The organism is Flavobacterium sp., from assembly GCF_040383245.1.
Taxonomy (GTDB): Bacteria; Bacteroidota; Bacteroidia; order Flavobacteriales; family Flavobacteriaceae; genus Flavobacterium.
This window is the reverse complement of sequence record NZ_JBEIDX010000001.1, coordinates 191,266-216,063: the sequence shown is the minus strand read 5'-3', so window position 1 is coordinate 216,063 and position 24,798 is coordinate 191,266. Positions and strand designations below refer to the sequence as shown.

The 24,798-nt window shown below is 33.0% G+C and carries 26 protein-coding genes; 9 read left to right on the top strand and 17 right to left on the bottom strand.

Annotation, left to right across the window (positions count from 1 at the left end; genetic code table 11):
- The first annotated feature begins 183 nt into the window (after positions 1-183).
- Both ABWO08_RS00980 and galE read left to right on the top strand, forming a co-directional pair.
- Positions 184-1,314 carry a DegT/DnrJ/EryC1/StrS family aminotransferase gene (locus ABWO08_RS00980; protein WP_353083095.1) on the top strand — a complete coding sequence of 377 codons (1,131 nt, stop codon included), beginning with the start codon at positions 184-186 and terminating at the stop codon, positions 1,312-1,314.
- A 6-nt stretch (positions 1,315-1,320) separates the two neighbouring features.
- Positions 1,321-2,334 carry a UDP-glucose 4-epimerase GalE gene (gene galE / locus ABWO08_RS00975; RefSeq protein ID WP_353083093.1) on the top strand — a complete coding sequence of 338 codons (1,014 nt, stop codon included), beginning with the start codon at positions 1,321-1,323 and terminating at the stop codon, positions 2,332-2,334.
- Here galE and ABWO08_RS00970 read toward each other — a convergent pair.
- Together ABWO08_RS00970 and fabD are read right to left on the bottom strand one after the other, a co-directional pair.
- On the bottom strand, positions 2,331-2,585 hold the full coding sequence (locus ABWO08_RS00970) for a hypothetical protein (protein ID WP_353083091.1): 255 nt from the start codon (positions 2,583-2,585) through the stop codon (positions 2,331-2,333). The genes galE and ABWO08_RS00970 overlap by 4 nt on opposite strands.
- 103 nt (positions 2,586-2,688) lie before the next feature.
- Positions 2,689-3,561 carry an ACP S-malonyltransferase gene (fabD, locus tag ABWO08_RS00965; protein ID WP_353083089.1) on the bottom strand — a complete coding sequence of 291 codons (873 nt, stop codon included), beginning with the start codon at positions 3,559-3,561 and terminating at the stop codon, positions 2,689-2,691.
- A gap of 160 nt (positions 3,562-3,721) precedes the next feature.
- Between fabD and ABWO08_RS00960 the strand changes: the two genes are divergently transcribed.
- Positions 3,722-4,324, top strand: coding sequence for a hypothetical protein (locus tag ABWO08_RS00960; RefSeq protein ID WP_353083087.1), 603 nt, complete (start codon positions 3,722-3,724; stop codon positions 4,322-4,324).
- Here ABWO08_RS00960 and ABWO08_RS00955 read toward each other — a convergent pair.
- From ABWO08_RS00955 to ABWO08_RS00940, 4 genes are read right to left on the bottom strand one after another with little or no spacing between them, the layout of a single operon-like run.
- Positions 4,321-4,728: an AtaL-like protein gene (locus ABWO08_RS00955; protein ID WP_353083085.1), complete on the bottom strand. Its 408-nt coding sequence runs from the start codon at positions 4,726-4,728 to the stop codon at positions 4,321-4,323. The genes ABWO08_RS00960 and ABWO08_RS00955 overlap by 4 nt on opposite strands.
- A 15-nt stretch (positions 4,729-4,743) precedes the next feature.
- On the bottom strand, positions 4,744-5,460 hold the full coding sequence (locus tag ABWO08_RS00950) for a pirin family protein (protein ID WP_353083083.1): 717 nt from the start codon (positions 5,458-5,460) through the stop codon (positions 4,744-4,746).
- Between the two features lie 29 nt (positions 5,461-5,489).
- Positions 5,490-6,680, bottom strand: coding sequence for a pyridoxal phosphate-dependent aminotransferase (locus ABWO08_RS00945; RefSeq protein WP_353083081.1), 1,191 nt, complete (start codon positions 6,678-6,680; stop codon positions 5,490-5,492).
- Between the two features lie 31 nt (positions 6,681-6,711).
- Entirely contained in the window at positions 6,712-7,806 is a 1,095-nt protein-coding gene (locus tag ABWO08_RS00940) for a fatty acid desaturase family protein (RefSeq protein ID WP_353083079.1), read from the bottom strand.
- A 110-nt stretch (positions 7,807-7,916) separates the two neighbouring features.
- Between ABWO08_RS00940 and rsmG the strand changes: the two genes are divergently transcribed.
- Positions 7,917-8,537: a 16S rRNA (guanine(527)-N(7))-methyltransferase RsmG gene (rsmG, locus tag ABWO08_RS00935; protein ID WP_353083078.1), complete on the top strand. Its 621-nt coding sequence runs from the start codon at positions 7,917-7,919 to the stop codon at positions 8,535-8,537.
- Between the two features lie 56 nt (positions 8,538-8,593).
- On the opposite strand, the gene pruA is transcribed toward rsmG, so the two are convergent.
- The 9 genes from pruA to ABWO08_RS00890 form a co-directional block, all read right to left on the bottom strand.
- Complete coding sequence (pruA, locus tag ABWO08_RS00930) at positions 8,594-10,222, bottom strand: L-glutamate gamma-semialdehyde dehydrogenase (protein WP_353083076.1); 1,629 nt, start codon at positions 10,220-10,222, stop codon at positions 8,594-8,596.
- A 142-nt stretch (positions 10,223-10,364) separates the two neighbouring features.
- Positions 10,365-10,751 (bottom strand): Co2+/Mg2+ efflux facilitator ApaG/CorD, encoded by a 387-nt coding sequence (apaG, locus tag ABWO08_RS00925; protein ID WP_353083074.1) that lies wholly within the window; start codon positions 10,749-10,751, stop codon positions 10,365-10,367.
- 66 nt (positions 10,752-10,817) lie between these two features.
- Positions 10,818-12,068: a type IX secretion system plug protein gene (locus tag ABWO08_RS00920; protein ID WP_353083072.1), complete on the bottom strand. Its 1,251-nt coding sequence runs from the start codon at positions 12,066-12,068 to the stop codon at positions 10,818-10,820.
- Positions 12,069-12,133: 65 nt separating this feature from the next.
- Entirely contained in the window at positions 12,134-12,904 is a 771-nt protein-coding gene (locus tag ABWO08_RS00915) for a class I SAM-dependent methyltransferase (protein WP_353083070.1), read from the bottom strand.
- Positions 12,905-12,906: 2 nt separating this feature from the next.
- Entirely contained in the window at positions 12,907-13,722 is an 816-nt protein-coding gene (map, locus tag ABWO08_RS00910) for a type I methionyl aminopeptidase (protein WP_353083068.1), read from the bottom strand.
- A 42-nt stretch (positions 13,723-13,764) separates the two neighbouring features.
- Positions 13,765-15,174 carry a TolC family protein gene (locus ABWO08_RS00905; protein WP_353083066.1) on the bottom strand — a complete coding sequence of 470 codons (1,410 nt, stop codon included), beginning with the start codon at positions 15,172-15,174 and terminating at the stop codon, positions 13,765-13,767.
- A complete protein-coding gene (locus ABWO08_RS00900; protein ID WP_353083064.1) occupies positions 15,174-16,523 on the bottom strand; it encodes an HlyD family secretion protein in 1,350 nt (449 codons plus the stop codon). Before ABWO08_RS00900 ends, ABWO08_RS00905 begins: the two co-directional genes overlap by 1 nt.
- 3 nt (positions 16,524-16,526) lie before the next feature.
- On the bottom strand, positions 16,527-18,191 hold the full coding sequence (locus ABWO08_RS00895) for a peptidase domain-containing ABC transporter (protein ID WP_353083062.1): 1,665 nt from the start codon (positions 18,189-18,191) through the stop codon (positions 16,527-16,529).
- A gap of 2 nt (positions 18,192-18,193) precedes the next feature.
- A complete protein-coding gene (locus tag ABWO08_RS00890; RefSeq protein WP_353083060.1) occupies positions 18,194-18,868 on the bottom strand; it encodes a TetR/AcrR family transcriptional regulator in 675 nt (224 codons plus the stop codon).
- 324 nt (positions 18,869-19,192) lie between these two features.
- Here ABWO08_RS00890 and der point away from each other — a divergent pair, with 324 nt between their 5' ends.
- From der to ABWO08_RS00870, 4 genes are all read left to right on the top strand, one after another.
- On the top strand, positions 19,193-20,503 hold the full coding sequence (gene der, locus ABWO08_RS00885; protein WP_353083058.1) for a ribosome biogenesis GTPase Der: 1,311 nt from the start codon (positions 19,193-19,195) through the stop codon (positions 20,501-20,503).
- A gap of 173 nt (positions 20,504-20,676) precedes the next feature.
- Positions 20,677-21,309, top strand: a complete 633-nt coding sequence (locus ABWO08_RS00880; RefSeq protein ID WP_353083056.1) for a 7-carboxy-7-deazaguanine synthase QueE — start codon at positions 20,677-20,679, stop codon at positions 21,307-21,309.
- 8 nt (positions 21,310-21,317) lie between these two features.
- Entirely contained in the window at positions 21,318-21,725 is a 408-nt protein-coding gene (locus ABWO08_RS00875) for an energy transducer TonB (protein ID WP_353083054.1), read from the top strand.
- A gap of 70 nt (positions 21,726-21,795) precedes the next feature.
- Positions 21,796-22,245 carry a DUF2059 domain-containing protein gene (locus ABWO08_RS00870; RefSeq protein ID WP_353083052.1) on the top strand — a complete coding sequence of 150 codons (450 nt, stop codon included), beginning with the start codon at positions 21,796-21,798 and terminating at the stop codon, positions 22,243-22,245.
- A gap of 49 nt (positions 22,246-22,294) precedes the next feature.
- On the opposite strand, the gene ABWO08_RS00865 is transcribed toward ABWO08_RS00870, so the two are convergent.
- On the bottom strand, positions 22,295-22,993 hold the full coding sequence (locus ABWO08_RS00865; protein ID WP_353083050.1) for a class I SAM-dependent methyltransferase: 699 nt from the start codon (positions 22,991-22,993) through the stop codon (positions 22,295-22,297).
- Positions 22,994-23,067: 74 nt separating this feature from the next.
- Between ABWO08_RS00865 and ABWO08_RS00860 the strand changes: the two genes are divergently transcribed.
- Positions 23,068-23,562: a YkgJ family cysteine cluster protein gene (locus ABWO08_RS00860; protein WP_353083048.1), complete on the top strand. Its 495-nt coding sequence runs from the start codon at positions 23,068-23,070 to the stop codon at positions 23,560-23,562.
- Positions 23,563-23,566: 4 nt separating this feature from the next.
- Here ABWO08_RS00860 and ABWO08_RS00855 read toward each other — a convergent pair whose 3' ends face one another.
- Positions 23,567-24,760 (bottom strand): exo-beta-N-acetylmuramidase NamZ family protein, encoded by a 1,194-nt coding sequence (locus ABWO08_RS00855; RefSeq protein WP_353083046.1) that lies wholly within the window; start codon positions 24,758-24,760, stop codon positions 23,567-23,569.
- Positions 24,761-24,798 lie beyond the last annotated feature (38 nt).

Here is a 24,798-nt window from a genome sequence, read left to right as displayed (position 1 = left end):
CCCCCTAGCCCTGATTGAAGTGGAAATCCTGGATTGGCGATGAATTATAGCTGCTTTAAATCGATTCGTCCCACGCCAAAACAGATTGTAACGAAAAGCAGGAAAACAGTTTACAAAAAAGCACTGAACTTTCGCTGCAAATAATAAGAAAAAGTATACTTTTGTTTTTCCAATTTTTATACCATGAAAAAACTACAAATGGTTGACTTAAAGAGTCAATATGATAAAATAAAAGATGAAGTTAACGCTTCTATTCAGGAAGTTTTAGATACGAACACCTATATTAATGGACCTTTAGTTCACCAATTTCAAGCGGATTTAGAAAAATATTTAGGAGTAAAACATGTTATTCCTTGTGCAAATGGTACCGATGCACTTCAAATTGCCATGATGGGATTGGATTTAAAACCCGGTGATGAAGTGATTACGGCCGACTTTACTTTTGCTGCTACTGTTGAAGTAATTGCATTATTGCAATTGACTCCGGTATTGGTGGATGTAGATTTAAATAACATGAATATTTCATTGGAAGGCATTCGCAGAGCGATTACTCCAAAAACAAAAGCGATTGTTCCGGTGCATTTATTTGGCCGCGCAGCGAATATGGATGCGATTATGGAAATTGCTGCAGCACATAACCTATATGTTATTGAAGATAATGCCCAAGCAATTGGTGCAAATTATTCTTCGAAAGATGGATCTAAAAAGAAAGTAGGTACTATTGGACATGTAGGTGCCACTTCATTTTTCCCTTCTAAAAACTTAGGATGTTATGGAGATGGAGGAGCGATTTTTACCAACGATGACGCCTTAGCTCACAAGTTGAGAGGTATTGTAAATCACGGAATGTATGAGCGCTACCATCATGATGTAGTTGGAGTGAATTCACGATTGGATAGTATTCAAGCGGGCGTATTAAAAGCAAAATTACCCCATTTAGATGCTTACAATAGTGCGCGTCAAGACGCTGCAAGAAAATACAGTTTGGCTTTAGGCATGAATCCCAATATCATTGCGCCAACCATTTGCGATGCTTGTGATTGCCATGTTTTTCATCAATATGTGATCCGAATTACGAATGGCAAGCGCGATGGACTTTTAGCACACTTACAAGAAAAAGGAATACCGTGTGCTATTTATTATCCAATCCCGCTTCATAGCCAAAAGGCATATGCAGATGCTAGAAATAAAGAAGAAGATTTTCCGGTTACTAATAAATTGTGTAAAGAGGTTATTGCATTACCAATGCATACCGAATTGGAAGACGATCAAATTAAATATATCACCGATAGTATCTTAGAATACGTAAACTAATACAAAATGAAGATAGTTGTTACCGGAGGATTAGGTTTTATTGGTTCACACACTGTTGTTGAATTACAAAATGAGGGGTTTGAAGTGGTTGTAATTGATAACCTTTATAACTCATCTGAAAGTGTTTTGGACGGTATTTTTAATATTACTGGAAAGCGTCCTATTTTCGAAAAAATGGATTTAAGAGATAAAGGATCCGTTCAACAATTTTTCAAAAAACACCAAGATATTTCAGGAGTAATTCATTTTGCCGCCTCTAAAGCGGTTGGTGAAAGTGTTGGAAATCCTTTACTTTACTATGAAAACAACTTAAATTCCTTAGTATATATTTTGCAGGAACTAAAAGAATTGCCAAGTGCTAATTTTATATTTAGTTCTTCATGTACGGTTTACGGTCAAGCCGAAAAGATGCCTATAACCGAGAATGCATCTATTCAAACAGCGATGTCTCCCTATGGAAACACAAAACAAATTGGCGAAGAAATTATTATTGACACTGCAAAAGTGACTTCTATTAATTCGATATTATTGCGTTATTTTAATCCAATTGGCGCGCATCCAAGTGCTGAGATTGGCGAATTACCGCTTGGAGTTCCACAAAATTTAGTTCCTTTTATTACGCAAACAGCCATTGGCTTACGTGAAAAATTATCGGTATTTGGAAGTGATTATCCTACACCTGATGGCACTGCCGTTCGTGATTATATTCATGTAGTAGATTTGGCGAAAGCCCATGTTATTGCCTTAAAGCGCTTACTAAACAAAAAAAACATTGATAAAGTAGAAACTTTTAATTTGGGAACCGGCACCGGAAGCTCTGTATTGGAAGTTATTCAAGCCTTTGAAAAAGTTTCAGGACAAAAATTAAATTACCAAATTGTAGGCAGAAGAGAAGGAGACATTACCTCAGCATATGCCAACACCGATAAAGCCAATTCCATTTTAGGATGGAAAACCCAATTAAGTCTGGAGGATGCCTTGGCCAGTGCCTGGAAATGGGAACAAAAGATTAGAAGTTAATCTTTTTTCCGAGCAGCTTCTTTTACTTTTTTAGCGCCTTCTTCCACTTTCTCAGCACCTTTTATTATAAGTTCCTTTGCTTTTATTTTAGAAGTATCAATTGCTTTTTCTGCTTTAACTTTAACAGTATCTATTGATTCTTTCACTTCAGCACCAACTGCTTTAGAAGCATCTATTACTTTTTCTTTAGTGTCCTCTTTACAAGAAACTAATCCGATTGCAACTACTAGAGATAAGAGAATGTTTTTCATAATTAAATAATTTATATCTTAAATGTAAGCAAAATTAATACCAAAAACAAAATCCCTAGAAATTAATTTCCTAGGGATTTGATATAAAAATTTAAATGTCTAATTAGGCATTATAGGTTACTGCTTCTCGGTCAATTTTATTTACTAACCCAACTAATACTTTACCTGGACCTACTTCTGTAAAACTCGATGCGCCATCAGCGATCATTTGCTGTACCGATTGCGTCCATTTAACAGGAGCTGTTAATTGAATGATAAGATTTTTCTTAATCTCATTTGGATCAGAAACTGCATTTGCAGTTACATTTTGATATACTGGGCAAATAGGTTGCGAAAATTGGGTTGCTTCAATAGCAGCTGCAAGCTCTTCTCTTGCAGGCTCCATCATTGGCGAATGAAAAGCACCACCTACAGGCAGTATAAGTGCTCTTTTTGCACCAGCTTCTTTCATTTTTTCGCAAGCTAATTCAACCGCACTGTATTCTCCGGAAATTACTAATTGCCCCGGGCAATTATAATTTGCCGCAACAACAACTCCATCAATTGAAGCACAAATATCTTCAACAATTTTATCGTCTAAGTTTAATACTGCTGCCATTGTAGAAGGTGTAATTTCACATGCTTTTTGCATTGCCAAAGCTCTTTGAGAAACTAATTTTAGTCCGTCTTCAAATGACAAAGCGCCATTAGCAACTAGTGCAGAAAATTCACCTAACGAGTGTCCGGCAACCATTTCGGGTTTAAAATCTTCTAATGTTTTTGCTAATATTACCGAATGCAAGAAAACCGCAGGTTGGGTTACTTTGGTTTCTTTTAGTTCTTCTGCTGTTCCTTCAAACATAATATCGGTGATTCGAAAACCAAGAATTTCATTTGCTTTTTCAAATAATTCTTTGGCTAATGCCGAATTCTCGTACAATTCTTTGCCCATTCCCGAAAATTGTGCTCCTTGACCAGGAAATATATATGCTTTCATTATTATAATTTATTATTTTAATTATCATTACTTAACTCAGGACAAAAATAGTAAAATTCAATAGAATTATTTTTAGTCTTTGCATATTACTTTGGTAAATTATTAACCTCTAAATTAAACTATTTCTATTTAATTTTGTCTGATAGATAACTTCTACAAAATGAGAAAATATCAACGTCAACTTCTTGTCCTATTATTACTTTCAACTTTTACTGTTTTCAGTCAAGAAGAGGAAGTCAAAAAATGGAAATTTTCATTTCAATTAGATAATAGATTTTCAAGTATTAGAGGAAAAGAAGTTACTGTTTTTGGAGTCAAAGTTGGAATGCAATATAAAAAACTAACTCGATTTGGTGTTGGAAGCTCCTTTATAGTAAATCCGGTTTATATATATTATTTTAACAAAAAACTAAAAGCAGAAGAAACCAATAAAATTAGTTTTTGGTATTTTAGTCTATTCAATGATTGGATTATTTTTAAAAATAAAAAGTGGGAGTGTTTTGCTACAGAGCAAATAGGTTTTGGAAGACCTAATTTTACTAAAGAAGTGAATAGTGATATAGTAAGTGATGTAGATGTCAATTTATATATTAATGAAATTTCTGGTCAGGTAAATTACAAATTGACAAAATGGATTGGTCTAGGCGCTGGCTTTGGTCATCGAAATTTATTAAATAAAAAATCGGCACTCAATACAACATTTGACGCACCGATTTATATCGCTAAAATCATAATTTATCCGGAAACTTTTTTCAATAATTAAATTCCTTCAATATATTGTTTAGTTTTTAAAACGGCATTTTTCGCCAGTTCAAAATTATTAATCTCTATTTTCGTCTTTTTGTCTATCCAATTAATTGTAAAAGTCATTTCAGTTTCATTTTCTGAAATTGCAAGCACATCATTATCAACATAGCCTTCTAATTGAGGATGTTCTAATAAAAGAAACCGAACTTTATGAGGGATAAAAGTTATTTTTTCTTTTAAAATTGTACTGCTTTCATCAGTAGTAACTGTCATTTGTCTAGAAACAAAATTTGTATTTTTTTCAAAAATAATAACATCACTCACTCCAGGAACAAAATTTTCTGGCTTTTCAATTTTATAAATTAAATGTTCCCAAACTTTTTCTAAGGAAGCATTTACTACAGTTGAAAATTGGACCATAAGAATTGAAATTACTTACTGATTCATTGGAATTTCCATTAATAAAAATTTAGCTTCAGTCGTAGCCTTTATTTCTAAATTGGTGAAATCCCAAATTCCGAATCCATCGCGCGTTTCTAATTCTTGTCCGTCCACGGTAATTGAACCAGATATCACAAAAACATACAAGCCGTTTCCTTCTTTATTAATGGCATAGGTTTTAGGAAAATCTTTGTCAAAATCGGCTAAGAAAAACCAGGCATCTTGATAAATCCAAACTCCGGCATCGTCTGCATTTGGAGAAAGGATTTGAGCAAAATTATTTTTTTGTTCTGTCTCATCTAAAGTGATTTGCTGGTAACGAGGCGTAACATTTCTATATTTTGGGAAAACCCAAATTTGAAATAATTTAGTGCGTTGGTCTGCATTAGGATTGAACTCACTGTGCTGAATTCCGGTTCCGGCACTCATTACTTGAACGTCTCCTGTTTTAATCACTTCGGCGTTGCCCATACTATCCTTATGAGCCAAATCGCCTTCCAATGGAATAGTGATAATCTCCATATTATCGTGCGGATGTGTTCCAAAACCCATTCCTGCAGCAATGGTATCATCGTTTAAAACGCGAAGCATTCCAAATTGAATTCTTTCAGGATTGTACCAGCTTGCGAAACTAAAACTATGGTACGCATTTAACCAACCATGATCGGCGTGACCTCTTGTATTGGCTTTATGTAAAACAGTTTTTATCATTTGTTTTATTGCTTTGTCTTTACAAATACTTATGCCAAAGCTTCTTTAATTCTTCGCAATGCTTCTGTTAATAATTCTTCACTTATAGCATAAGAAAAACGAATGCAATTTGGATTACCAAATGCATCTCCTGTTACGGTAGCAACATTTGCTTCAGCTAATAAATACATTGAAAAATCATCTGCATTGTTGATTAGTTTTCCGCGTAACGTTTTTCCAAAATAAGAAGAAACATCTGGAAATACATAAAACGCTCCTTCTGGAACATTTAATTTCAATCCTGGAATTGCATTGATTAATCCAACTACTAAATTTCTTCGGCTTTTAAAGGCGGCAACCATTTCATTTAGCACACTTGGATCTGCATCTACAGCAGTTATTGTTGCGCGTTGCGCGATAGAATTAGCTCCCGAAGTTACTTGCCCTTGCATTTTAGTACATGCTTTAGCAATTATTTCTGGTGCGCCAATATATCCTATTCTCCATCCGGTCATTGCAAATGCTTTCGCAACTCCATTTACAGTAATTGTCTTTTCAAACATACCTGGAATGGATGCGATACTACAAAAAGTACCTGAAAAATTAATGTGTTCATAAATTTCATCTGCAACCACATAAATGTTTGGGTATTTTTCTAACACATTTGCTAAAGCGGTTAATTCTTCTCTGCTGTATACCGATCCACTTGGATTACAAGGAGAACTGTACCAAATCATTTTCGTTTTTGGAGTAATAGCAGCTTCTAATTGTTGTGGCGTAATCTTAAAATCACTCTCAACTGAAGTAGGTACTTCAACAGGAACTCCTCCAGCCATTTTCACAATTTCAAAGTAAGAAACCCAATATGGAGCAGGCAAAATTACCTCATCCCCATCGTTAAGCATTACTTGAGCAATGTTATATAACGATTGTTTTGCTCCAGTAGAAACTACAATATTTGCTGGTTTGTAATCTAAATTGTTATCTCTTTTAAATTTTCTGCAAATGGCTTCTTTCAATTCTTGGTATCCATCTACTGGTGAATACGTTGAATAATTTTCATCAATAGCTTTTTTTGCAGCTTCTTTAATGAAATCAGGTGTGTTGAAATCGGGTTCACCCAAACTTAAACTAATAATATCTTTTCCTTGTGCTTTTAATTCTCTTGCTAAGGCAGCCATAGCAAGTGTTTGTGATGTAGACAGGTTGTTAATTCTGTCCGATAACGGATTGTTGTTCATTGTTGTGTTGGTTGTATATTTAAAGTGTGTTTTATGCTAATTGTGGATTTCGACCTAAATCTCTCAAATGTGTAAAATGTGAATAAATTGCAGCTCGAGTTGTTTTGAATTCGTAGTAAGGCAGATTACATTCTCTAGCTGTTTCTTTCACAAATTCAGCTATTTTACTGTAATGTATGTGACTAATATTTGGGAAAATATGGTGCTCTATTTGGTGATTTAAACCTCCTGTGTAGTAGTTTACCAACCAGTTTTTTGGTGCAAAATTAGCTGTGGTATACAATTGGTGCACTGCCCAAGTGTTTTCAATTTCGCCATTTTGATCTGGAACAGGATTGTCAGTTTCATTAACAACATGCGCTAACTGAAAGACCACACTTAAGATTACCCCTGCGGTGTAATGCATAACTACAAATCCTATAACAACTTTCCACCAAGTAATTCCCATTACCATTGGGATTACCAACCAAATTGAAAAATAAATGATTTTAGTTATAATTAAAGTTGTCCAATGAATAACTGGTTTTTTAAATTCACCATAAGATAAATTGCGTTTTAAGTAGCGTTTCATTTGAAGAAAATCGGTAGTAATTGCCCAATTGAATGTCAATAATCCATATAGAAAAACGGAATAATATTGTTGGAATTTATGGTGTTTATACCATTTGGCTTCTTTGGTAAAACGCAAAATTCTACCTGCTTCAAGATCTTCATCATGACCTAGAATATTGGTGTAAGTGTGGTGCAAAACATTGTGTTGCACTTGCCAATTGTATACATTTCCGGCAAGAATATAAATACTACCGCCCATGATTTTATTAACCCAAGATTTACTAGAATACGCTCCATGGTTTCCATCGTGCATCACATTCATCCCTACTCCAGCCATTCCTATTCCAATAACTACATTTAACAATAAATAGGTCCAAAAAGGCATATCCATCGCTAATAAAAAGAAGTAAGGAGTTAGAAAAATAGAAAACATTACAATTGTTTTTAAGTGCAATTTCCAGTTTCCTGTTTTTTCTAGATTATTATCTTTAAAGTAATCATTTACTTTTTTATTAAGGGTTCTAAAAAATTTAATACTATCGTTTTTAGAAAATATTGGGGTAGCGTTATTCATGATTTTGAAATTCATAAGTTTGTACAAATGTAATTATTATAATTTTTTTAAACTCAAAATCAAGTCATAATTATTAACTAATTATACTATTTTTGCCTAAAATGAATTATATGCAGGAAATTAAAAAACAATTCCCAAAACTTACAGAAAATCAGCTACATCAATTTGAAAAACTTCAAGATTTATATCAAGATTGGAATTCGAAAATTAATGTCATTTCGAGAAAAGATATTGACGAATTGTATACCCGCCATGTATTGCATTCCTTGGGAATTGCGAAAGTAATTACGTTTAAGCCAAATACTAAAATTTTGGATGTGGGCACCGGCGGAGGCTTTCCTGGAATTCCGTTAGCTATATTATTCCCGGAAGTTGATTTTTACTTGATCGATATTATTGGCAAAAAAATAAAAGTGGTTAATGAAGTGGCTAGTGCACTTGGACTTAAAAATGTAAAAGCCGAGCAAATGCGAGCTGAAAATGTAAAGCAAGACTATGACTTTATTGTGAGTAGAGCCGTAACTAACATGCCCGATTTTGTATCTTGGGTGTCGGGTAAAATTAAAAAAACAGATGCTAACGAGTTGTCAAACGGAATATTATATTTAAAAGGAGGCGACTTAACCGAAGAGTTAAAAAACTTTCCAAAAGCAACTCAATACAATTTATCCGATTTCTTTGAAGAAGATTTTTTTGAAACTAAAAAAGTGGTGCACTTACCCTTAAAATAAAAAAGGCCCTAACAGATGTTTGGGCTTTTTTATAAATTATAATTTCTGAATTAAAACTATTCTCCCAAAAAAGGATAACGATAATCTTCAGGCGTAACAAAAGTTTCTTTGATTGTTCTTGGAGAAACCCAACGCAATAAATTCTGCATAGATCCTGCTTTATCATTGGTTCCTGAAGCTCTTGCACCTCCAAATGGCTGCATTCCAACAACAGCTCCGGTTGGTTTATCATTAATATAAAAGTTTCCAGCTGCATTTTGTAAAGCATTTGTAGCTTCAACAATCGCATAGCGATCTTGACTGAAAATAGCTCCAGTTAATGCATATTCTGAAGTTTCGTCAACTAGTTTTAATGTTTCTTGCCATTTTGCATCTTCATACACATAGATGGTAATAACCGGTCCGAAAAGTTCGGTTTCCATGGTTGCATATTTAGGATTGGTAGTCACTATAACCGTTGGTTCGATGAAATATCCTTTTGATTTATCGTAGTTTCCACCAAGTATAATTTCTGCATCAGCATCTTTTTTAGCTTGATCAATAAAGCCAGCTAATTTATTAAAAGAACCTTCGTGAATAACTGCAGTAATAAAGTTGCCAAAATCTTCTGGTGATCCCATTTTCATAGAATTCACATCGGTAATTAATTGCGCTTTAACTGCCGGCCACAAACTTTGCGGAATATAAGCTCTAGACGCTGCTGAACATTTTTGCCCTTGAAATTCAAAAGCTCCACGGGTAATTCCGGTAACCACTTGTTTTACATTGGCTGATGGATGTGCTACAATAAAATCTTTTCCGCCTGTTTCTCCAACAATTTTTGGATAGGTTTTATATGTATGGATGTTGTTTCCGATTTTTTTCCAAATCTCTTTGAATATAAAAGTCGATCCTGTGTAATGCACTCCAGCAAAATCTGGGCTTGCTAATACCGTATCGGTAATCATAACTGGATCTCCAAATACTACATTGATAACCCCATCTGGAACTCCTGCTTCTTTGAAAATATCAATAATGATTTTGGCAGAAAAAACTTGACTATCACTAGGTTTCCAAACCACGGTATTACCCATTAAAGCTGCACTTGCAGGCAAATTGGCCGCAATAGCGGTAAAATTAAACGGAGTAATTGCATAAACAAACCCTTCAAGCGGACGGTATTCCACTCGATTCCAAATATCAGAAACCGATTTTGGCTGGTCATTATATATTTGAGTCATGAATTCCACGTTATAACGCAAGAAGTCAATTAGCTCACAAGAAGCATCTATTTCTGCTTGAAAAATTGTTTTTGATTGTGCAATCATAGTTGCTGCATTAATTCGGGCTCTGTAAGGACCAGCAATTAATTCGGCTGCTTTTAAGAAAATCGCTGCACGGTGTTCCCAAGGCATTTGCGACCAAGTTTTTCTAGCTTCTAATGCTGCAGCGATGGCATCATCTACATGCTTTTTTTCTGCTAAATGATACGTTCCTACAATATGCTGGTGATCGTGAGGAGCCGACATGTTTTGGGTGTTTCCGGTGCGCACTTGCTCTGAGCCTATGTACATAGGCACATCAATAGTTTCATTCCACATTTTTTTGTAAGCTGCTAATACCGCTGCTTTTTCTGGAGAATTTGGAGCATATGATTTTACGGGTTCGTTAACCGCTTTAGGTACATGAAAAAATCCTTTTGACATAATATATTTCGTTAGATTGTTAGGCTAATTAGATTGTTAGAATATTAGATAATTGCCATCTAATTATTCAATTGGCAACAAAAGTACAAAGGTTTTTTTGAATTTTTACAAGTAAACTTGAAATGGAGAAATGGATTGGCTCCTAATTTAAAGCATAAGGCGCACTTAGTCGAAATGTAGGCACTATCACTCGAAAATTTCTTGTAGTAGTAAAATTAATCATGTTAAAAAAACCTTTCATGGCGCCATGTGGTGAAGAAAGCAAACAGCCAGAAGAATACGTATGGGATTCACCCGGTTTTATAACTGGTTTTTTCCCAATTACGCCTTCGCCATCTACAACTTCTAAATCATTTAGAGAATCGAAAATTTCCCAGTGACGGGTAATTAATTGAACGGTATCTTTACTAGAATTTTCTATAGTTATTTCGTAAGAAAAAGCAAAATGAATTTTGTGGTTTTTGAAGTAAGTACCTTCAAAACTTGTGTTTACAGAAATTTTTATGCCTCTTGTTATTTGAGTAACCATAAACGAACTTTTTGTAAAGTTACAAATTTATTGGACTTGCAATATTAAATTAATCTAAAAAAAAGATTAATTAATTATTTCTGTAGAAGTTGCAATTCCTTTACCGATTACTCTATCGTAGCGCTGGTTATTTTCTCGGTAATAAATGATGGCGTGGTAGTTGTTTTCTGTTTGCCAAAAGTTACCATCAATAGCATTTTCTGCATCAATTTTACCTTTCCCATCCCCTACTGAAAAAGAGTAATTTGTAAATCCTTGTTTAACCATCATGGCCTTTTCATAAATGCCCTTTTTTTCATTATAGTCCATTTTATTTTCATCAGAAAGTACATAATTATTAAACATTCCGGTTACATAAATGTTTTTATCTAGGTAAAAGGCAGGTGCAGAAAGTGAAAAATAAATCCAAACATAATCCGATTCAATTTCGTTGTTTTCGGCATTAAGATTGTTAACTAAAAAATTTCCATTTATGTCTGGCCAAAAAGTATATTGTTGTGAAGCTCTTGCTCCGTTAGTATACAAATAACAACTATATAAACCACTATTTAAATCAACTTGAGCAATACTATTTGTAGCCACTCTTATGTTTTTATTTTCAAAAAACAGGTATTCGTTTCCTGCCCAAAATTGTGTTTCAGTATCGTATTTATAAATAAGATCATTTCCAATAGTATACATGGGTTTGATTTTGGAAATTGAGTTATCAAATCGACCGTTTTGCATTAACAATACTTTTACATTCGTAAGCGGACTTTGAAAAGTTATAGCGTTTGATTTTACAGCAAATTCTAAATTGTGTTTGTATTCCAAATTGTTGTTAGTTCGAGCTCTTTTTACTTGCATCGGAACAGAAACTAAGTCTTCACAAATAATTATTTTCCTTGAAAAAACTACTTCTCTACTTTCGTTTAGGATGCTAATTATGTAGTTTCCGCTTACTTTTAAATGGATTTGTTTATTTGGAATTGTAAGTTTATAGTGTGAGTAAATTTGGAGTGCATTAATCGAATTATAATAATCTTGAATTCTTAATTCATCAAATCCTCCTAGGTATTCATTTATTGATAATTGAGATGGCTTCCAGTCATAATCACAATGAGTGATTTTATAATAATAATTATCCTCTGTGCCGTGCAAATCGTCAAATTGTAATTGAAAAGTATCTCCCAATAAAAATAAAGGAACTGCATTTTGCCCGTTTTGAACAAAAGAAACTGTCTTAATATAATAAGGAGGAACTACTTCTTTTTCTTGAGAAAATGAAATAGTTGCAGTAATAAGAAAAGTTATAAGAAATAAATACTTTCTAAACATAGTATAGGTATTATAAATGTAAAGATAACAAATAATATTATCTTCAATTAAGCCAAATAAATAATTTATTTAAAACAAACCGGAATGATTTCTCCTTTTGCCAAACAATATTTTTCTACTAATTCGGTAGACAATTTTGCCGTATAATCTTCTTCAACCACTTGAAATCCGATGCTTCTTAATTTGTCAAAATAATCTCTACCATATACACGAACGTGATCGTATTGACCAAAGATTTTTGCTCTTTCTTTTTGATCTACAATCGTATCATCTGAAAAAGTAGTGGCTCTTGACAACTCTTGCGGAATTTGAAAAACTCCCATCCCACCTGGCTTTAATACACGATACAATTCTTGCATGGCTTTGGTGTCATCTGGAATGTGTTCTAAAACGTGGTTGCAAAAAATAACATCGTAGCTATTATCTTCAAAAGGTAAATCACAAATATCTGCTTTTACATCTGCCAAAGGTGAAAGCAAATCGGTTGTAGTATACTCAATATTGGTTTGTTTTTTGAATCGTTTGTAAAACTCTTGTTCGGGTGCAAAATGTAATACTTTTTTCTTAAGAGTTGCAGTGAAAAAGTCGGTTTCATTTTGCAAATACAACCATAATAAACGGTGTCTTTCTAATGAAAGTGTGCTTGGTGAAAGCACATTGTTTCTTTGGTTTCCATAACCATAGGGTAAAAACATGCTAAAACTTTTTCCGTCAATAGGATCGGTAAATCGATTTCCTTTTAATATAAAGGCTAATATGGGCCGCACCACAATACTCAGCCGAATTAATATTGGCCTTGGAATGGTATTTAATATAAATTTGAATATTTTTTTCATGCCTAACTTAATGGATTTTTTCGGAATTCATCTTCTTCATTACTTACAATTCCTAGTGCGTCATAGACATATTTAAAAGTAGATAAGATTTCTGGTTTTCCGTCAATAATAGCCACATCGTGCTCAAAATGTGCACTTGGTTTTCCATCGGCAGTAAGAATAGTCCAGCCGTCTTTTAACTGTTTTATATTCTTAGTACCCATGTTAATCATCGGTTCGATAGCTACCACCATTCCTTCAACAAACATTTTTCCGCGGCCTTTTTTTCCATAATTTGGCATTTCTGGATCTTCATGCATTTTTTTTCCAATTCCGTGCCCAACTAATTCTCTCACCACACCATATCCATGCCCTTCGCAATATTTTTGAATGGCATTGCCAACATCTTCTACTCTATTTCCAACTCGAAATTCTCTAATTCCGATATACAAACTTTCTTTGGTAACCTGAAGTAATTTTTTCACTTCGGGAGCAACTTCTCCAATTTCAAAACTATACGCATGATCTCCGTAAAAACCATTTTTCAATGCTCCACAATCTACCGAAATAATATCGCCTTCTTCAAGTGGTTTGTTATTTGGAATTCCGTGAACTACTTGCGTATTTGGACTTACACATAATGTATTTGGAAATCCATAAAGACCTAAAAATCCTGGCACAGCACCATGATCTCTAATGCATTCTTCTGCAATTTTATCTAAATATAAAGTAGTTACACCGGGCTTGATTACTTTTGCTATTTCTCCTAAGGTTTTAGAAACAATCAGTGCACTTTCGCGCATCAATTCTATTTCTTCTCTAGTTTTTGGAATAATCATTTTACTAAATTTCAGTCGACAAAAGTAACTATTTAAAATAAATTAATCAGGATTTGCCATAACTTTAAACAATTCAGCATTTGAAGTAAAAAGTCTGTTTTCTAGACTCAATGCATTTAATTGTGAAACAATTAAATTATTTTCACGAGTGTTAATTAAGAAAATAGAACTTTCTCCAAAAGAAAACAATCGATCTTCAGAAGTTAACATTGTAGAATAATCTGCCACCAGCTCATTAATTAATTTTAATTGTTTTTCTAACGAATTAATCTCTGTTTGCTGTGCTTTAATTTTATTTACTAATTGAACGCGTTCCAAATTTAATTCAAATTGGGTGTCTTGAATTTTATTCTTTGCTAATTTTACACTTCCTCTTTCTTTTCTTAAAAATAGAGGGAAATAAAAGTTCATACCTAATTTATAATCATTGAAATTATTGTACAAAAAATTGGAGTAAGTAAAAGATTGAGGAACTGATAAATATTGATAATCTAAATTAATTTTAGGCAATAGCGAGTTAACTTTAAGCTTTCGCTCGATATCTAAAATCTGGATTTTATTTTCTAAAGCTTTAATTTTTGGGTGATTTACTAATTGAGCTTCATCAAATACAAATCCATCCGTTTTAAGTGTAATTTTTATTTTATCGTTTAGTTCTTTTTCTGGAATAATTGTATCTTGTAATTCTAATGGTAAATTATTATCTAACCATAAAAAATTAGATAATTCTAATTTTGATTTGGCTAATTTTAATCGGGAATCTTCCAAACTTAATTTTCGATTTCTTACAATAATATTTGCCTCCACACTATCAATAGCTGGTTTATCTCCATTTAATATTAAACTTGAAACACCTGTTAATCGTTTTTCTGCATTTATCAAATAACTTTCATAAAGTTGAACTTCACTGTAATTTCTTTTCCAATTAAAATAAGCTACAGAAGCATCATAAAGTATACTTATTGCCTGTAGTTTTCTTTCGGCTTGACTAAGATTTAGTTGAATTTTAGCTTTTCTAATGTCAGCCATGCGTTGGTTAATTAACAATCCTTGACCAATGGGAACTGAAATTCCAAACGATGATATTCCCTGATTTGGAATTGAATTTTCGGGATTTAAATACACCCCTTCACTATTGTTAAATCCAGCTTTAATTTCTATTCCGTACCAAGTAGGAATTTTAAAACTACTATTTAGAATAGAGTAATAATCAGTGTTTTTGAATTGCTTTTTATCAAAATCAACTTCTATTTTTGGATCAAATCCACCACGAGCCATCATTAAATTGGCTTGTGCATTACTAATGATTAAATTAGCACTTTTTACAACTGGATGAAACTTTTTTACATAACCTAAATATTCTTCATAGGTAAGTTCATTCAAAGTTACAGGAGTATTTTGAGCAAAAATAGATACTGAAAAAAATAAGAAAATTAAATAAAATCGTTTCATTATTTCTTTTCTTTAATTGATTTATTTTTAGGTTGATAATAATTTGGCGGAAACCCATTTAAAGTTCGCCACACTTCAAACCAAATTGGAACGATATCCAACAGAGCAATTGTTTGTGCTCCCGCACCAATGCTTAATTGTTTTGGCCATTTTGCTTCCTTCTCATCTGGTGCAATTAACACGCGGTATTTTCCATTTTCACTAATAAAATTTTCAATGGCTACAATTTTTCCTCCAAAAGTTCCATAGGACATATTTGGCCATCCCGAAAAAACTATGGTTGGCCATCCATCAAACCAAACACGAACTTTTTCTCCTCTTCTTACTAGAGGTAAATCAATTGGGGAGATATAGGTTTCAACAGCAATTTCATAATTTGATGGCATAATACTTGCAATTGAAGTTCCGTCTTTAATATTTTCACCAATTCCAGATTGTAAAGCACGGTTTATATAGCCATCTTGAGGGGCCTTAATGTAATACATGCCATTTCGAATGCTGTAATTTACATATTGATTTTCAAGTTTATTTACTTGGGCATTGGTATCATATTGATTACTTAATGCCGTGAATTGATCACTTCTTGCTTTCGATGCTTTATCGGTATATTCTGCAGAAATTCTATTAATTTCTATTTGCGCATTAATGAGTTCATTTCTGCTAGCTAATAATTTGTTTTCTTGAGTAATTATTTTGGCTTCAGCATCTTGCAATTTTAATCTTTTTTCTTCCAAATCGGTCAACGGCTTTAATCCTTCTTTGTTTAACTGAACCGAACGATTGAATTGCGTATTTGCAATTTTTACTTGAGTTTTTGCTGCAATTACATCAATACTATCACTTTTTATTTTAAATAAAGCTTGTCTAATTTTATTTTGTGCTTGTTGCATTTTTAACCTCTTTTCGTATTCTATTGCTTGAATTTGCGAGGATAATGTTGTAACTTTTCCAGAATAGGATTGAGCAGACATTTTTTTGGCGTCCATTTGATTTTTAGTAATTGAAACTAGGTTTGGATCTAAATAATCTTCTTTTATTTCAGAAATAAATAAAATGGTGTCCCCTTTTTTTACAAAATCACCTTCTTTAACATACCATTTTTCAATTCTTCCAGATATTAACGATTGAACCGTTTGTGGTCTTTGATTAGGTTTTAATGTAGTTACTGCTCCAGAACCCGAAATATTTTGAGTCCATGGAAGAAATAATACAATTAATCCAATAATAGAAAAAGCTAAAATAATTCTGTTCAGAATTTTATAATGCGGACGATTACTTAACTCTTTTACCGTAGAATATTGCAGTAGATTTTTTATTGCAATCGGATTATTTTTAGATAAATTTAGCATGTTTTATTTTTTTATATCTTTATAAATAGTTCCTTCTTTTAATATAATTTCTCTAGTTGTTTTATTCTTCCAATTTTTATTTTTAGAAGACACAATAACTGTCCATGGATTTTCATCGGATAGAATGAAATCAATAATTTCACTTGCTGCAATTTCGTCCATTTTATCAGTTGGATCCTCATAAAAAAGCAATCTAGGCTTGTTTATTATACTTCGCGCTAACAGTATTTTTTGAGCATTGGAAGAAGACAATTGTTTTCCCTCAGAAAAAATCATAGTGTCTAATCCTTTAGGCAATGTTTTTATATAAGAAGTAAGCTGAACCGCATCTAAAGCCCATTTTAATTCGGCTTTGGATATGGTTGGATTGTTGAATGTAATATTTTCTAAAACAGTGCCCTCAAAAGGTGTTTCTCCTTGAATTATAGTTCCTATGTGAGTTCGATAATGCTTTAAATCAATTTTATTAAAAGTATCGTCATTAATAAAAAAGGACCCCGATGTTGGCTGAATTAACCCAGAAAGTAAGCGAATTAATGTAGATTTACCCGAACCGTTTTCACCGGTTAATAGTATTTTTTCTCCTTGCTCTATTTTTAAATTAATTGTATTTAATACAGCATCTTCACCATCTGGGAATTTGAAATCTAAATTATCCGTTTCTAGAGTGATATTTGTAAAACAATCATTCTGTTCAATATCGGTTTCAGTTTCAGAATTCATGTCGGTAACCTGACCTATTTTTTCGATTGAAGTCAACACATCATAAAAAGTTTCTAAGCCCAAAATTATTTTTTCTACCGAATTAATTACTAAAAGAATAATAATTTCAGAAGCTACAAACTGTCCTATATTCATTTGTTGATTTATAACTAGAAAACCACCAATAAGCAACAAACTGGCTGTAATTATTATTTTAAAAATAATTAATTGGGTAAACTGTTTTTTAATTACGGCAAAATGTTTTTCGCGATAAACTAAATAGTCTACTACTAAAGCATTGTTTTTATTTAGTGCGTAATCAAAATTTTGTGGCTTTCTAAAACTAAAATTGTTTCGAGCGATTTCTTGCAACCATCCGGCTACTTTATATTTATACTTTGATTCTTTTAAACTGGTATCCAATCCTGGTCGATACGAATACCTGAAAATAACATAAAGCAATACAATCAAAAATAATCCAAAAACAATAAAAAAAGGATGGTATAATGACAACAATAAAATTCCAAATACAATCTGTAAAATCGCAGCTGAGAAATCAATTAATAATTTTGAAGTTCCTTTTTGAATAGAAATCGTATCAAAAAATCGATTGGCCAATTCGGGTGGATACATATTGTAAATTTCTTCAAATTTTATCTTTGGCAATCGGTAAGCAAATTCAAATGAAGATCTAACAAATATTTTTTGTTGCAAGTTTTCAGTAATTCGAAGTTGCATTAAAGATAAAATTCCAACAAAAACTACTCCAATTACAACTAATACAACCAACACAATCCAAGAAGCACTAATTCTCCCCGATTGAATAAAATTAATAATTGCCTGAATTCCTAGGGGTAAAGAAAGACTAATTAAACCCGCAAAAATAGCATAGAAAAAAATTTGACTTATGTCTTTTTTATCCAAACTAATTAGATTAAAAAATCGTTTTAATGGCTTTTCGTTCATGGTTATTTTCGTATTGTGTTTTCTACTAAATTAAGGTAAAAATCAGTTGGGGTAATTGTTTCATTACAATTGGTAATGGTCTTTAAATGATCTTGCAAAAAATGTTGGTGTAAAGCGCCTTCAACAATATTTGAAACCAAACTCTTAGCAAAAGGATAATCAGGGTTTACATTATTAATCATTACTACAATCCTATTTATTACATTTTTGTAGATGTAAAAAAAATCCTCTTTGTTCTCTTTGCCAATCTCTTTTGTGTGAAACGCTTTAGTAAACTCGGCAATAATTATCTTGTTTAATATTGACTCATTAATATGAGCTGTAGCAGCATCGTCAATAATTTTTTCAGTTACAATAGTAATAGCTTTTTTAAGTTTTTCATTTGGATCAGCAATATTATTGGTTGCAAAAACCAATCGGTATTCTATCCAACTCCAATACCAAGAGGATAAATAAACCAATAATTTATGCTTGCTCTCAAAATAACGATAAATAGAACTCTCATTAGACCCAATTAAATCACCAAGTTTTTTAAAAGTGAATTCTTCAAAGCCTATTTCATTGATTAATATGATACTATTTTCAATAATTTTTTTACCTAAAGCCGATGTTTCAGGATCCTTTAAATAAATTTTATTATTGACTTGAATTTTTATATTCTTGAATAAATTTTCCATTTGGATTGAATACTATTTATCAAATATAATTAATTTAAGTGCAAATATAATAGTAATACTATTAAAAAAGAAATTTTAACTTTTATTTATATTAATTTACAAGATTAAATTTGCTAATAATATGAGTTTTTTTATAATTTATTTTAACCTGCCGGAATTTAACTTAGTGTAAATTTATTTGCTCAATTATTTATATATCCTAACCCAATAAATTATAAATATTCTTGTATTTATTAAATAATTTAAAATATTATTTCACTTAAAATCTAAAAAAATTGATTTTACAGCTCTAAATAGTACCTTTGCAGCTTATTTAAAAATACTATGAATAACATTGTAGCCATTGTAGGAAGACCAAATGTAGGAAAATCAACCCTTTTTAATAGGTTGATTAAACGAAGAGAAGCTATCGTGGATTCGGTTTCTGGTGTAACCAGAGATAGAAATTACGGAAAAAGCGAATGGAACGGAAAGGAATTTTCAGTTATTGATACGGGAGGATACATTAAAGGAAGCGATGATGTATTTGAAGAAGAAATTCGCAAGCAGGTAGAATTGGCTATTGACGAAGCCGATGTCATTATTTTTGTTGTTGATGTAGAAGAAGGCATTACCCCAATGGATGATGCAGTGGCAAAATTACTTCGAAAAGTAACCAAACCCGTTTTACTTGCCGTTAATAAAGTAGACAACGCCATGCGTGAAAAAGACGCAGTGGAATTTTATAATTTAGGTTTGGGCGAATATTACTCGTTTGCCAGTATTTCTGGAAGCGGAACAGGAGATTTATTAGATGCTCTAATTGATTCCTTTCCGGTAAAACCATTACCTACTCAAGAAGAAATTGAATTACCTCGATTTGCAGTGGTTGGAAGACCTAACGCAGGAAAATCTAGTTTCATCAATGCATTAATTGGGCAAGATCGATACATTGTTACCGATATTGCTGGAACTACCAGAGATGCCATCGATACTAAATTTGACCGTTTTGGATTTGAATTTAACCTTGTGGATACTGCAGGAATTCGAAGAAAAGCCAAAGTAAAAGAAGATTTAGAATTTTATTCGGTGATGCGTTCGGTTCGTGCCATAGAGCATTCTGATGTTTGTATTCTAATTATCGATGCAACTAGAGGATTTGAAGGACAAGACCAAAGTATTTTTTGGTTGGCCGAAAAAAACCGAAAAGGAGTTGTAATATTAGTAAACAAATGGGACTTAGTTGAAAAAGATACCATGTCTACAAGAGACTATGAGCTTAAAATTAGAGAAGAATTGCAACCTTTTACCGATGTGCCTATTTTATTCATTTCGGCCTTAACAAAACAACGTTTGCTAAAAGCGCTTGAAGCAACAGTAAAAGTGCACGAAAATAGAAGTCAGCGTATCTCGACCTCAAAATTCAACGATTATATGTTGAAAATCATAGAGAATCATCCTCCGCCTGCAATTAAAGGAAAGTATGTGAAGATAAAATATTGCATGCAGTTGCCAACGCCAACGCCTCAGTTTGTGTTTTTTGCCAACTTGCCGCAATATGTAAAAGAGCCCTACAAACGTTTTCTAGAAAATAAAATTCGGGAGCATTGGGATTTTTCGGGAGTACCGATGGATATTTACATGAGAGAAAAATAATTAGAAGCGAATGGCTTGGGATTTATCGGTAAACGAATTTCCTGCTGCTTTTCCTAAGCTCGCAAGCGAGGCTTTTCCCTTGCATCAGGGCTATTAAGCAAACCATTTATCACTATTTGATAATAATAAAGAAACAAAACTTAGCAACTTAGTTCCTTAGAACCTTAAAAAAAATGCTAGACAAAAACATACAAATTGCAGTAGATAAAGGCGAAATGCTACCCTTAATGGAGGAGTTTTACACCATCCAAGGGGAAGGATATCACACAGGTACTGCTGCCTATTTCATTCGAATTGGTGGTTGCGACGTAGGCTGCCATTGGTGTGATGTTAAAGAAAGTTGGAATGCCGAATTGCACCCACCTACATCAACGGACCTTATTGTTGCAAACGCAAAAAAATATGCCGATACGGTAGTAATCACAGGTGGCGAACCGCTTACTTGGGACATGACTTTGCTAACCAATAAGCTAAAAGAGCAAGACCTTAAGGTGCATATTGAAACTTCGGGCTGTTATGACGTTACAGGAACTTGGGATTGGTTTTGCCTTTCTCCAAAGAAAAATAAATTACCGGTTGCAGGAGCTTACACAATTGCAAACGAGCTTAAAGTAATTATTTACAACAAGCATGATTTTATTTTTGCCGAAGAACAAGCCGAAAAAGTAAATCCAAACGCAATACTTTTCTTACAACCCGAATGGAGTAAAAAAGAAGAAATGACACCACTCATTGTAGATTATGTAATGAATAATCCAAAATGGAGGGTTTCGTTACAAACGCACAAATACCTTAATATTCCCTAATCAAAATAATGAAAGAGTTAGTATTTCTATTCATCTGTTTGATTTCATTCCAAAATGTAAATTCTCAAACAGAACCCATAGCGCCTGACACAAATGAAGACAATTCCGTTTACAATTCGGCAGGACTTGAAATCAAACCCGAATATAAAGGAGGGTTTAATAAATTTTACGAATACATAGCAAAAAACTACCGAACTCCTGATGTTCAAGGATTAAAAGGCAAATTATTAGTTTCCTTTGTAGTAGAAAAGGATGGATCGATTACCGATATCAAAGTACTTAAAGATATTGGTTACGGAACAGGTGAAGAAGCTATTCGAATTTTAAAAAAATGTCCGAATTGGACACCAGCAGAACAAAAAGGAAAAAAGGTGCGTTGCACATTTATGCTGCCGATAAATATTCAGGCTCCTTAAAAAAAACCTAAATAATTTGGTAGAATACATTCAAAATTTTACTTTTATAATCTAATTTAAAAAACTCAAAATGAAAAAATTAATTTTAACTTTCGGAATAGTTCTTGCAAGCCAGTTTGGAGTTGCTCAAACCAATTCAACTAAACCTGCTGCTGAAATAGCTGCTGCACCAGTTGACGAAGCATTTAAAAAAGATGTTTTAAGAGTGGTTGAAAGAAGTGGTGCTAGTGGTCAATTAGCTGCTGCAAAAAAACAAATCTTAGGAATGATTCCAGAAGAAAAACATGCTGCATTTTTAGTAGAATTTGATGCATTAGCTGGAAAAGCAGTTGACTCTACAGTAAAAACTTACATGGAAGAATATACTAAAGAAGACGTTAAAGCAATGTTAGCATTTTATGACAGTCCAGTAGGAAAGAAAATGGCTGAGAAAGCTGAAGTTATCGCAACAAAATCCCAAGAAGAGATGATGGCACTTCAAGGTGAAATGCAAGCTTTAGTAATGAAATACATGCAATAATTAGTTGCTACAATTGATAAAAAACCCAAACATAGTTTGGGTTTTTTATTTAATACAACTTCGCTAAATAGTCAAAATGTTCGCCTTCAATAATCAGTTCACATTCCAATCCATTGGCATGTGCTGCATTTTGTAACGTATTGTAATCTAAATACAACCAAGGAAAAGAGGTTTCTGTTTCCTTTTTATAAGAAATCGTAAAGGTTAATTCGCCATAATACCCTTCAGCTGGAATCCATTTAGAACCGTCTTCGGCATCATCAAACATGTAAATAATATCCGAAGAGTCAATCAATATTTGCCCATTTGGCGCAAGCAAACTTTTTAACTTCATTAAATAGGTAGTCGTTTCCGCCAAGGTTCCGAAAATTCCCGTACCATTCATTAGTAATAAAATAGTATCGAATTTTTCATTTTCTAAATCCAAAATATTTTGAACTTTTGCATTTTTGACTCCACGCAATTCACACGCTTTAATAGCACTAGGCGAAATATCAATTGCGGTTACATCCAAACCTTTTTCTTGTAAATACAAACTGTGACTACCAGCACCACAACCCACATCTAAAATTTTGCCTTTTGCAAGTAGTAACGCTTTTTGTTCCAATTTGGGCATGGAATTAAAATCACGAAAAAGATAGGCCACTTCCATTTCATCGGCCTCCGAAATGTTGGTTTCGGTTAAGATATCTTCTGGCGAATTATTGGTTTGATAATCTAAAATGGCTTTACCAAAAAGGTCTTTCATAAAAAATTAGTTTAAGGCTTAGAGTTTCAAGTTTAAAATGTTCTAATTTTGCGGCATAACTTGGATCCGTCAAATTGAAAAATATTTTAAACAATCTTCCTAAACTTGCCAAAGATAAGCATATCGAAAACAAAAAGTATTTTGATAAGCTGAAAAAGAAAGCACCCAAAAACTTGGACTATGTCATGCAGGATTTACACGATGCCGAATTTAAGCGCACCGATTGTTTAGATTGTGCCAATTGTTGTAAAACAACCGGGCCACTTTTTACCTCGGCGGATATTGAACGTATTTCAAAACATTTCAAGCAAAAACCACAACAATTTATTGATCAATATTTGCGCATTGACGAAGACAACGATTATGTTTTGCAAAGCGTTCCGTGTACTTTTTTAGAAGCAGATAATAAATGTTTTATTTATGAAGTGCGACCAAAAGCCTGCAGAGAATTTCCGCACACCGACAGAAAAAAATTCCAACAGATTGCAAATTTAACTTTAAAGAATGTTGAGATTTGCCCGGCTGCGTTTAATATTGTAGAGAAAATGAAAGAGAAATTGCCGGTGTAATTTTTTAATAAATTAAATACTTTTTTCTCATTCCTTTAAAATCATTCAACCCTTTTTCCCAGGATTTTCTAATTTCAGTTTCGGATAAACCACTTTCAATTTGTTGCTGTAATTTTTTTGTTCCGGCTAATTTGGTAAAGAATTCATTAAAGAATTTTGACTTATCAGCAGTTGAATTATAAGCTTTCAACAACCATTTTAATTCCAATTGCTTTACTTTTTCAATTTGGATTAAATCTTCACCGTAACACAATTGATCTTTATAAACAGGTTCTTTAGCACCAAAATTTGGAATCGGTGTAAAGCTAAAATCACTTTTTGACAAATAGGGAGAGCCATAAATTTGGAATTGTTTTTCGGTGCCACGTCCCACACTCACATTCGTACCTTCAAAAAGACACAAACTTGCATATAAATTCACCGCTTGTGAATTGGGTAAATTAGGCGATGGTTTTACAGGTAAATCATAAACCATTTCGCGTTTATAATTTAGGCAATGAATTACTTTCAAATCACATTGAATCCCGCCTTTTAACCATTTTTCTCCATTTATCATTCGGGCGTATTCCCCAATGGTCAAGCCGTGAAGCAAAGGAATTGGATGCATTCCAACAAAACTGGTGTACTCTTTTTCTAGCATTGGTCCATCCACAATAGCACCATTTGGGTTGGGTCTATCCAGCAGCATTAAAGTAATATTGTTTTCGGCGCAAGCCTCCATAATATAATGTAACGTAGAAATGTAGGTGTAAAATCGTGCACCCACATCTTGCAAATCAAAAATCATGATGTCAATTCCTGCCAGTTGCTCGGGTTTAGGCTTTTTATTATTTCCGTAAAGGGAAATAATAGGCAACCCCGTTTTGGTATCTTTTCCGTCTACCACATGTTCACCAGCATCAGCTGTGCCACGGAAACCATGCTCGGGAGCGAATATTTTTTGAACGGCTATTTTATTTGAAATTAAATAATCAACTATTGAAACAGTACCCTCGTTTGAAATCTTGATAATTCCTGTTTGATTGGTAACGATACCTACTTTTTTATCTTTTAATAGTGGTAAATAAAAATCAGATCGCTCGGCACCAGTAATTATTGGATCTTTAGAATTTGAAAAGTTATTTTTTGGAGTTCCACACGAAGCAGAAGCAAACAGGTAACAAACCAAAAGCAAAAAACTATTTATAAAATATTTCATAAAACTATTTTTAATCTGTGAAACCGGAATCGATGCTG

Excerpts from the sequence above, each read along its gene's own strand:
- ABWO08_RS00980 (WP_353083095.1), top strand. The coding sequence starts at position 184 with ATGAAAAAACTACAAATGGTTGACTTAAAGAGTCAATATGATAAAATA.
- galE (WP_353083093.1), top strand. The coding sequence starts at position 1,321 with ATGAAGATAGTTGTTACCGGAGGATTAGGTTTTATTGGTTCACACACT.
- ABWO08_RS00970 (WP_353083091.1), bottom strand. The coding sequence starts at position 2,585 with ATGAAAAACATTCTCTTATCTCTAGTAGTTGCAATCGGATTAGTTTCT.
- fabD (WP_353083089.1), bottom strand. The coding sequence starts at position 3,561 with ATGAAAGCATATATATTTCCTGGTCAAGGAGCACAATTTTCGGGAATG.
- ABWO08_RS00960 (WP_353083087.1), top strand. The coding sequence starts at position 3,722 with ATGAGAAAATATCAACGTCAACTTCTTGTCCTATTATTACTTTCAACT.
- ABWO08_RS00955 (WP_353083085.1), bottom strand. The coding sequence starts at position 4,728 with ATGGTCCAATTTTCAACTGTAGTAAATGCTTCCTTAGAAAAAGTTTGG.
- ABWO08_RS00950 (WP_353083083.1), bottom strand. The coding sequence starts at position 5,460 with ATGATAAAAACTGTTTTACATAAAGCCAATACAAGAGGTCACGCCGAT.
- ABWO08_RS00945 (WP_353083081.1), bottom strand. The coding sequence starts at position 6,680 with ATGAACAACAATCCGTTATCGGACAGAATTAACAACCTGTCTACATCA.
- ABWO08_RS00940 (WP_353083079.1), bottom strand. The coding sequence starts at position 7,806 with ATGAATAACGCTACCCCAATATTTTCTAAAAACGATAGTATTAAATTT.
- rsmG (WP_353083078.1), top strand. The coding sequence starts at position 7,917 with ATGCAGGAAATTAAAAAACAATTCCCAAAACTTACAGAAAATCAGCTA.
- pruA (WP_353083076.1), bottom strand. The coding sequence starts at position 10,222 with ATGTCAAAAGGATTTTTTCATGTACCTAAAGCGGTTAACGAACCCGTA.
- apaG (WP_353083074.1), bottom strand. The coding sequence starts at position 10,751 with ATGGTTACTCAAATAACAAGAGGCATAAAAATTTCTGTAAACACAAGT.
- ABWO08_RS00920 (WP_353083072.1), bottom strand. The coding sequence starts at position 12,068 with ATGTTTAGAAAGTATTTATTTCTTATAACTTTTCTTATTACTGCAACT.
- ABWO08_RS00915 (WP_353083070.1), bottom strand. The coding sequence starts at position 12,904 with ATGAAAAAAATATTCAAATTTATATTAAATACCATTCCAAGGCCAATA.
- map (WP_353083068.1), bottom strand. The coding sequence starts at position 13,722 with ATGATTATTCCAAAAACTAGAGAAGAAATAGAATTGATGCGCGAAAGT.
- ABWO08_RS00905 (WP_353083066.1), bottom strand. The coding sequence starts at position 15,174 with ATGAAACGATTTTATTTAATTTTCTTATTTTTTTCAGTATCTATTTTT.
- ABWO08_RS00900 (WP_353083064.1), bottom strand. The coding sequence starts at position 16,523 with ATGCTAAATTTATCTAAAAATAATCCGATTGCAATAAAAAATCTACTG.
- ABWO08_RS00895 (WP_353083062.1), bottom strand. The coding sequence starts at position 18,191 with ATGAACGAAAAGCCATTAAAACGATTTTTTAATCTAATTAGTTTGGAT.
- ABWO08_RS00890 (WP_353083060.1), bottom strand. The coding sequence starts at position 18,868 with ATGGAAAATTTATTCAAGAATATAAAAATTCAAGTCAATAATAAAATT.
- der (WP_353083058.1), top strand. The coding sequence starts at position 19,193 with ATGAATAACATTGTAGCCATTGTAGGAAGACCAAATGTAGGAAAATCA.
- ABWO08_RS00880 (WP_353083056.1), top strand. The coding sequence starts at position 20,677 with ATGCTAGACAAAAACATACAAATTGCAGTAGATAAAGGCGAAATGCTA.
- ABWO08_RS00875 (WP_353083054.1), top strand. The coding sequence starts at position 21,318 with ATGAAAGAGTTAGTATTTCTATTCATCTGTTTGATTTCATTCCAAAAT.
- ABWO08_RS00870 (WP_353083052.1), top strand. The coding sequence starts at position 21,796 with ATGAAAAAATTAATTTTAACTTTCGGAATAGTTCTTGCAAGCCAGTTT.
- ABWO08_RS00865 (WP_353083050.1), bottom strand. The coding sequence starts at position 22,993 with ATGAAAGACCTTTTTGGTAAAGCCATTTTAGATTATCAAACCAATAAT.
- ABWO08_RS00855 (WP_353083046.1), bottom strand. The coding sequence starts at position 24,760 with ATGAAATATTTTATAAATAGTTTTTTGCTTTTGGTTTGTTACCTGTTT.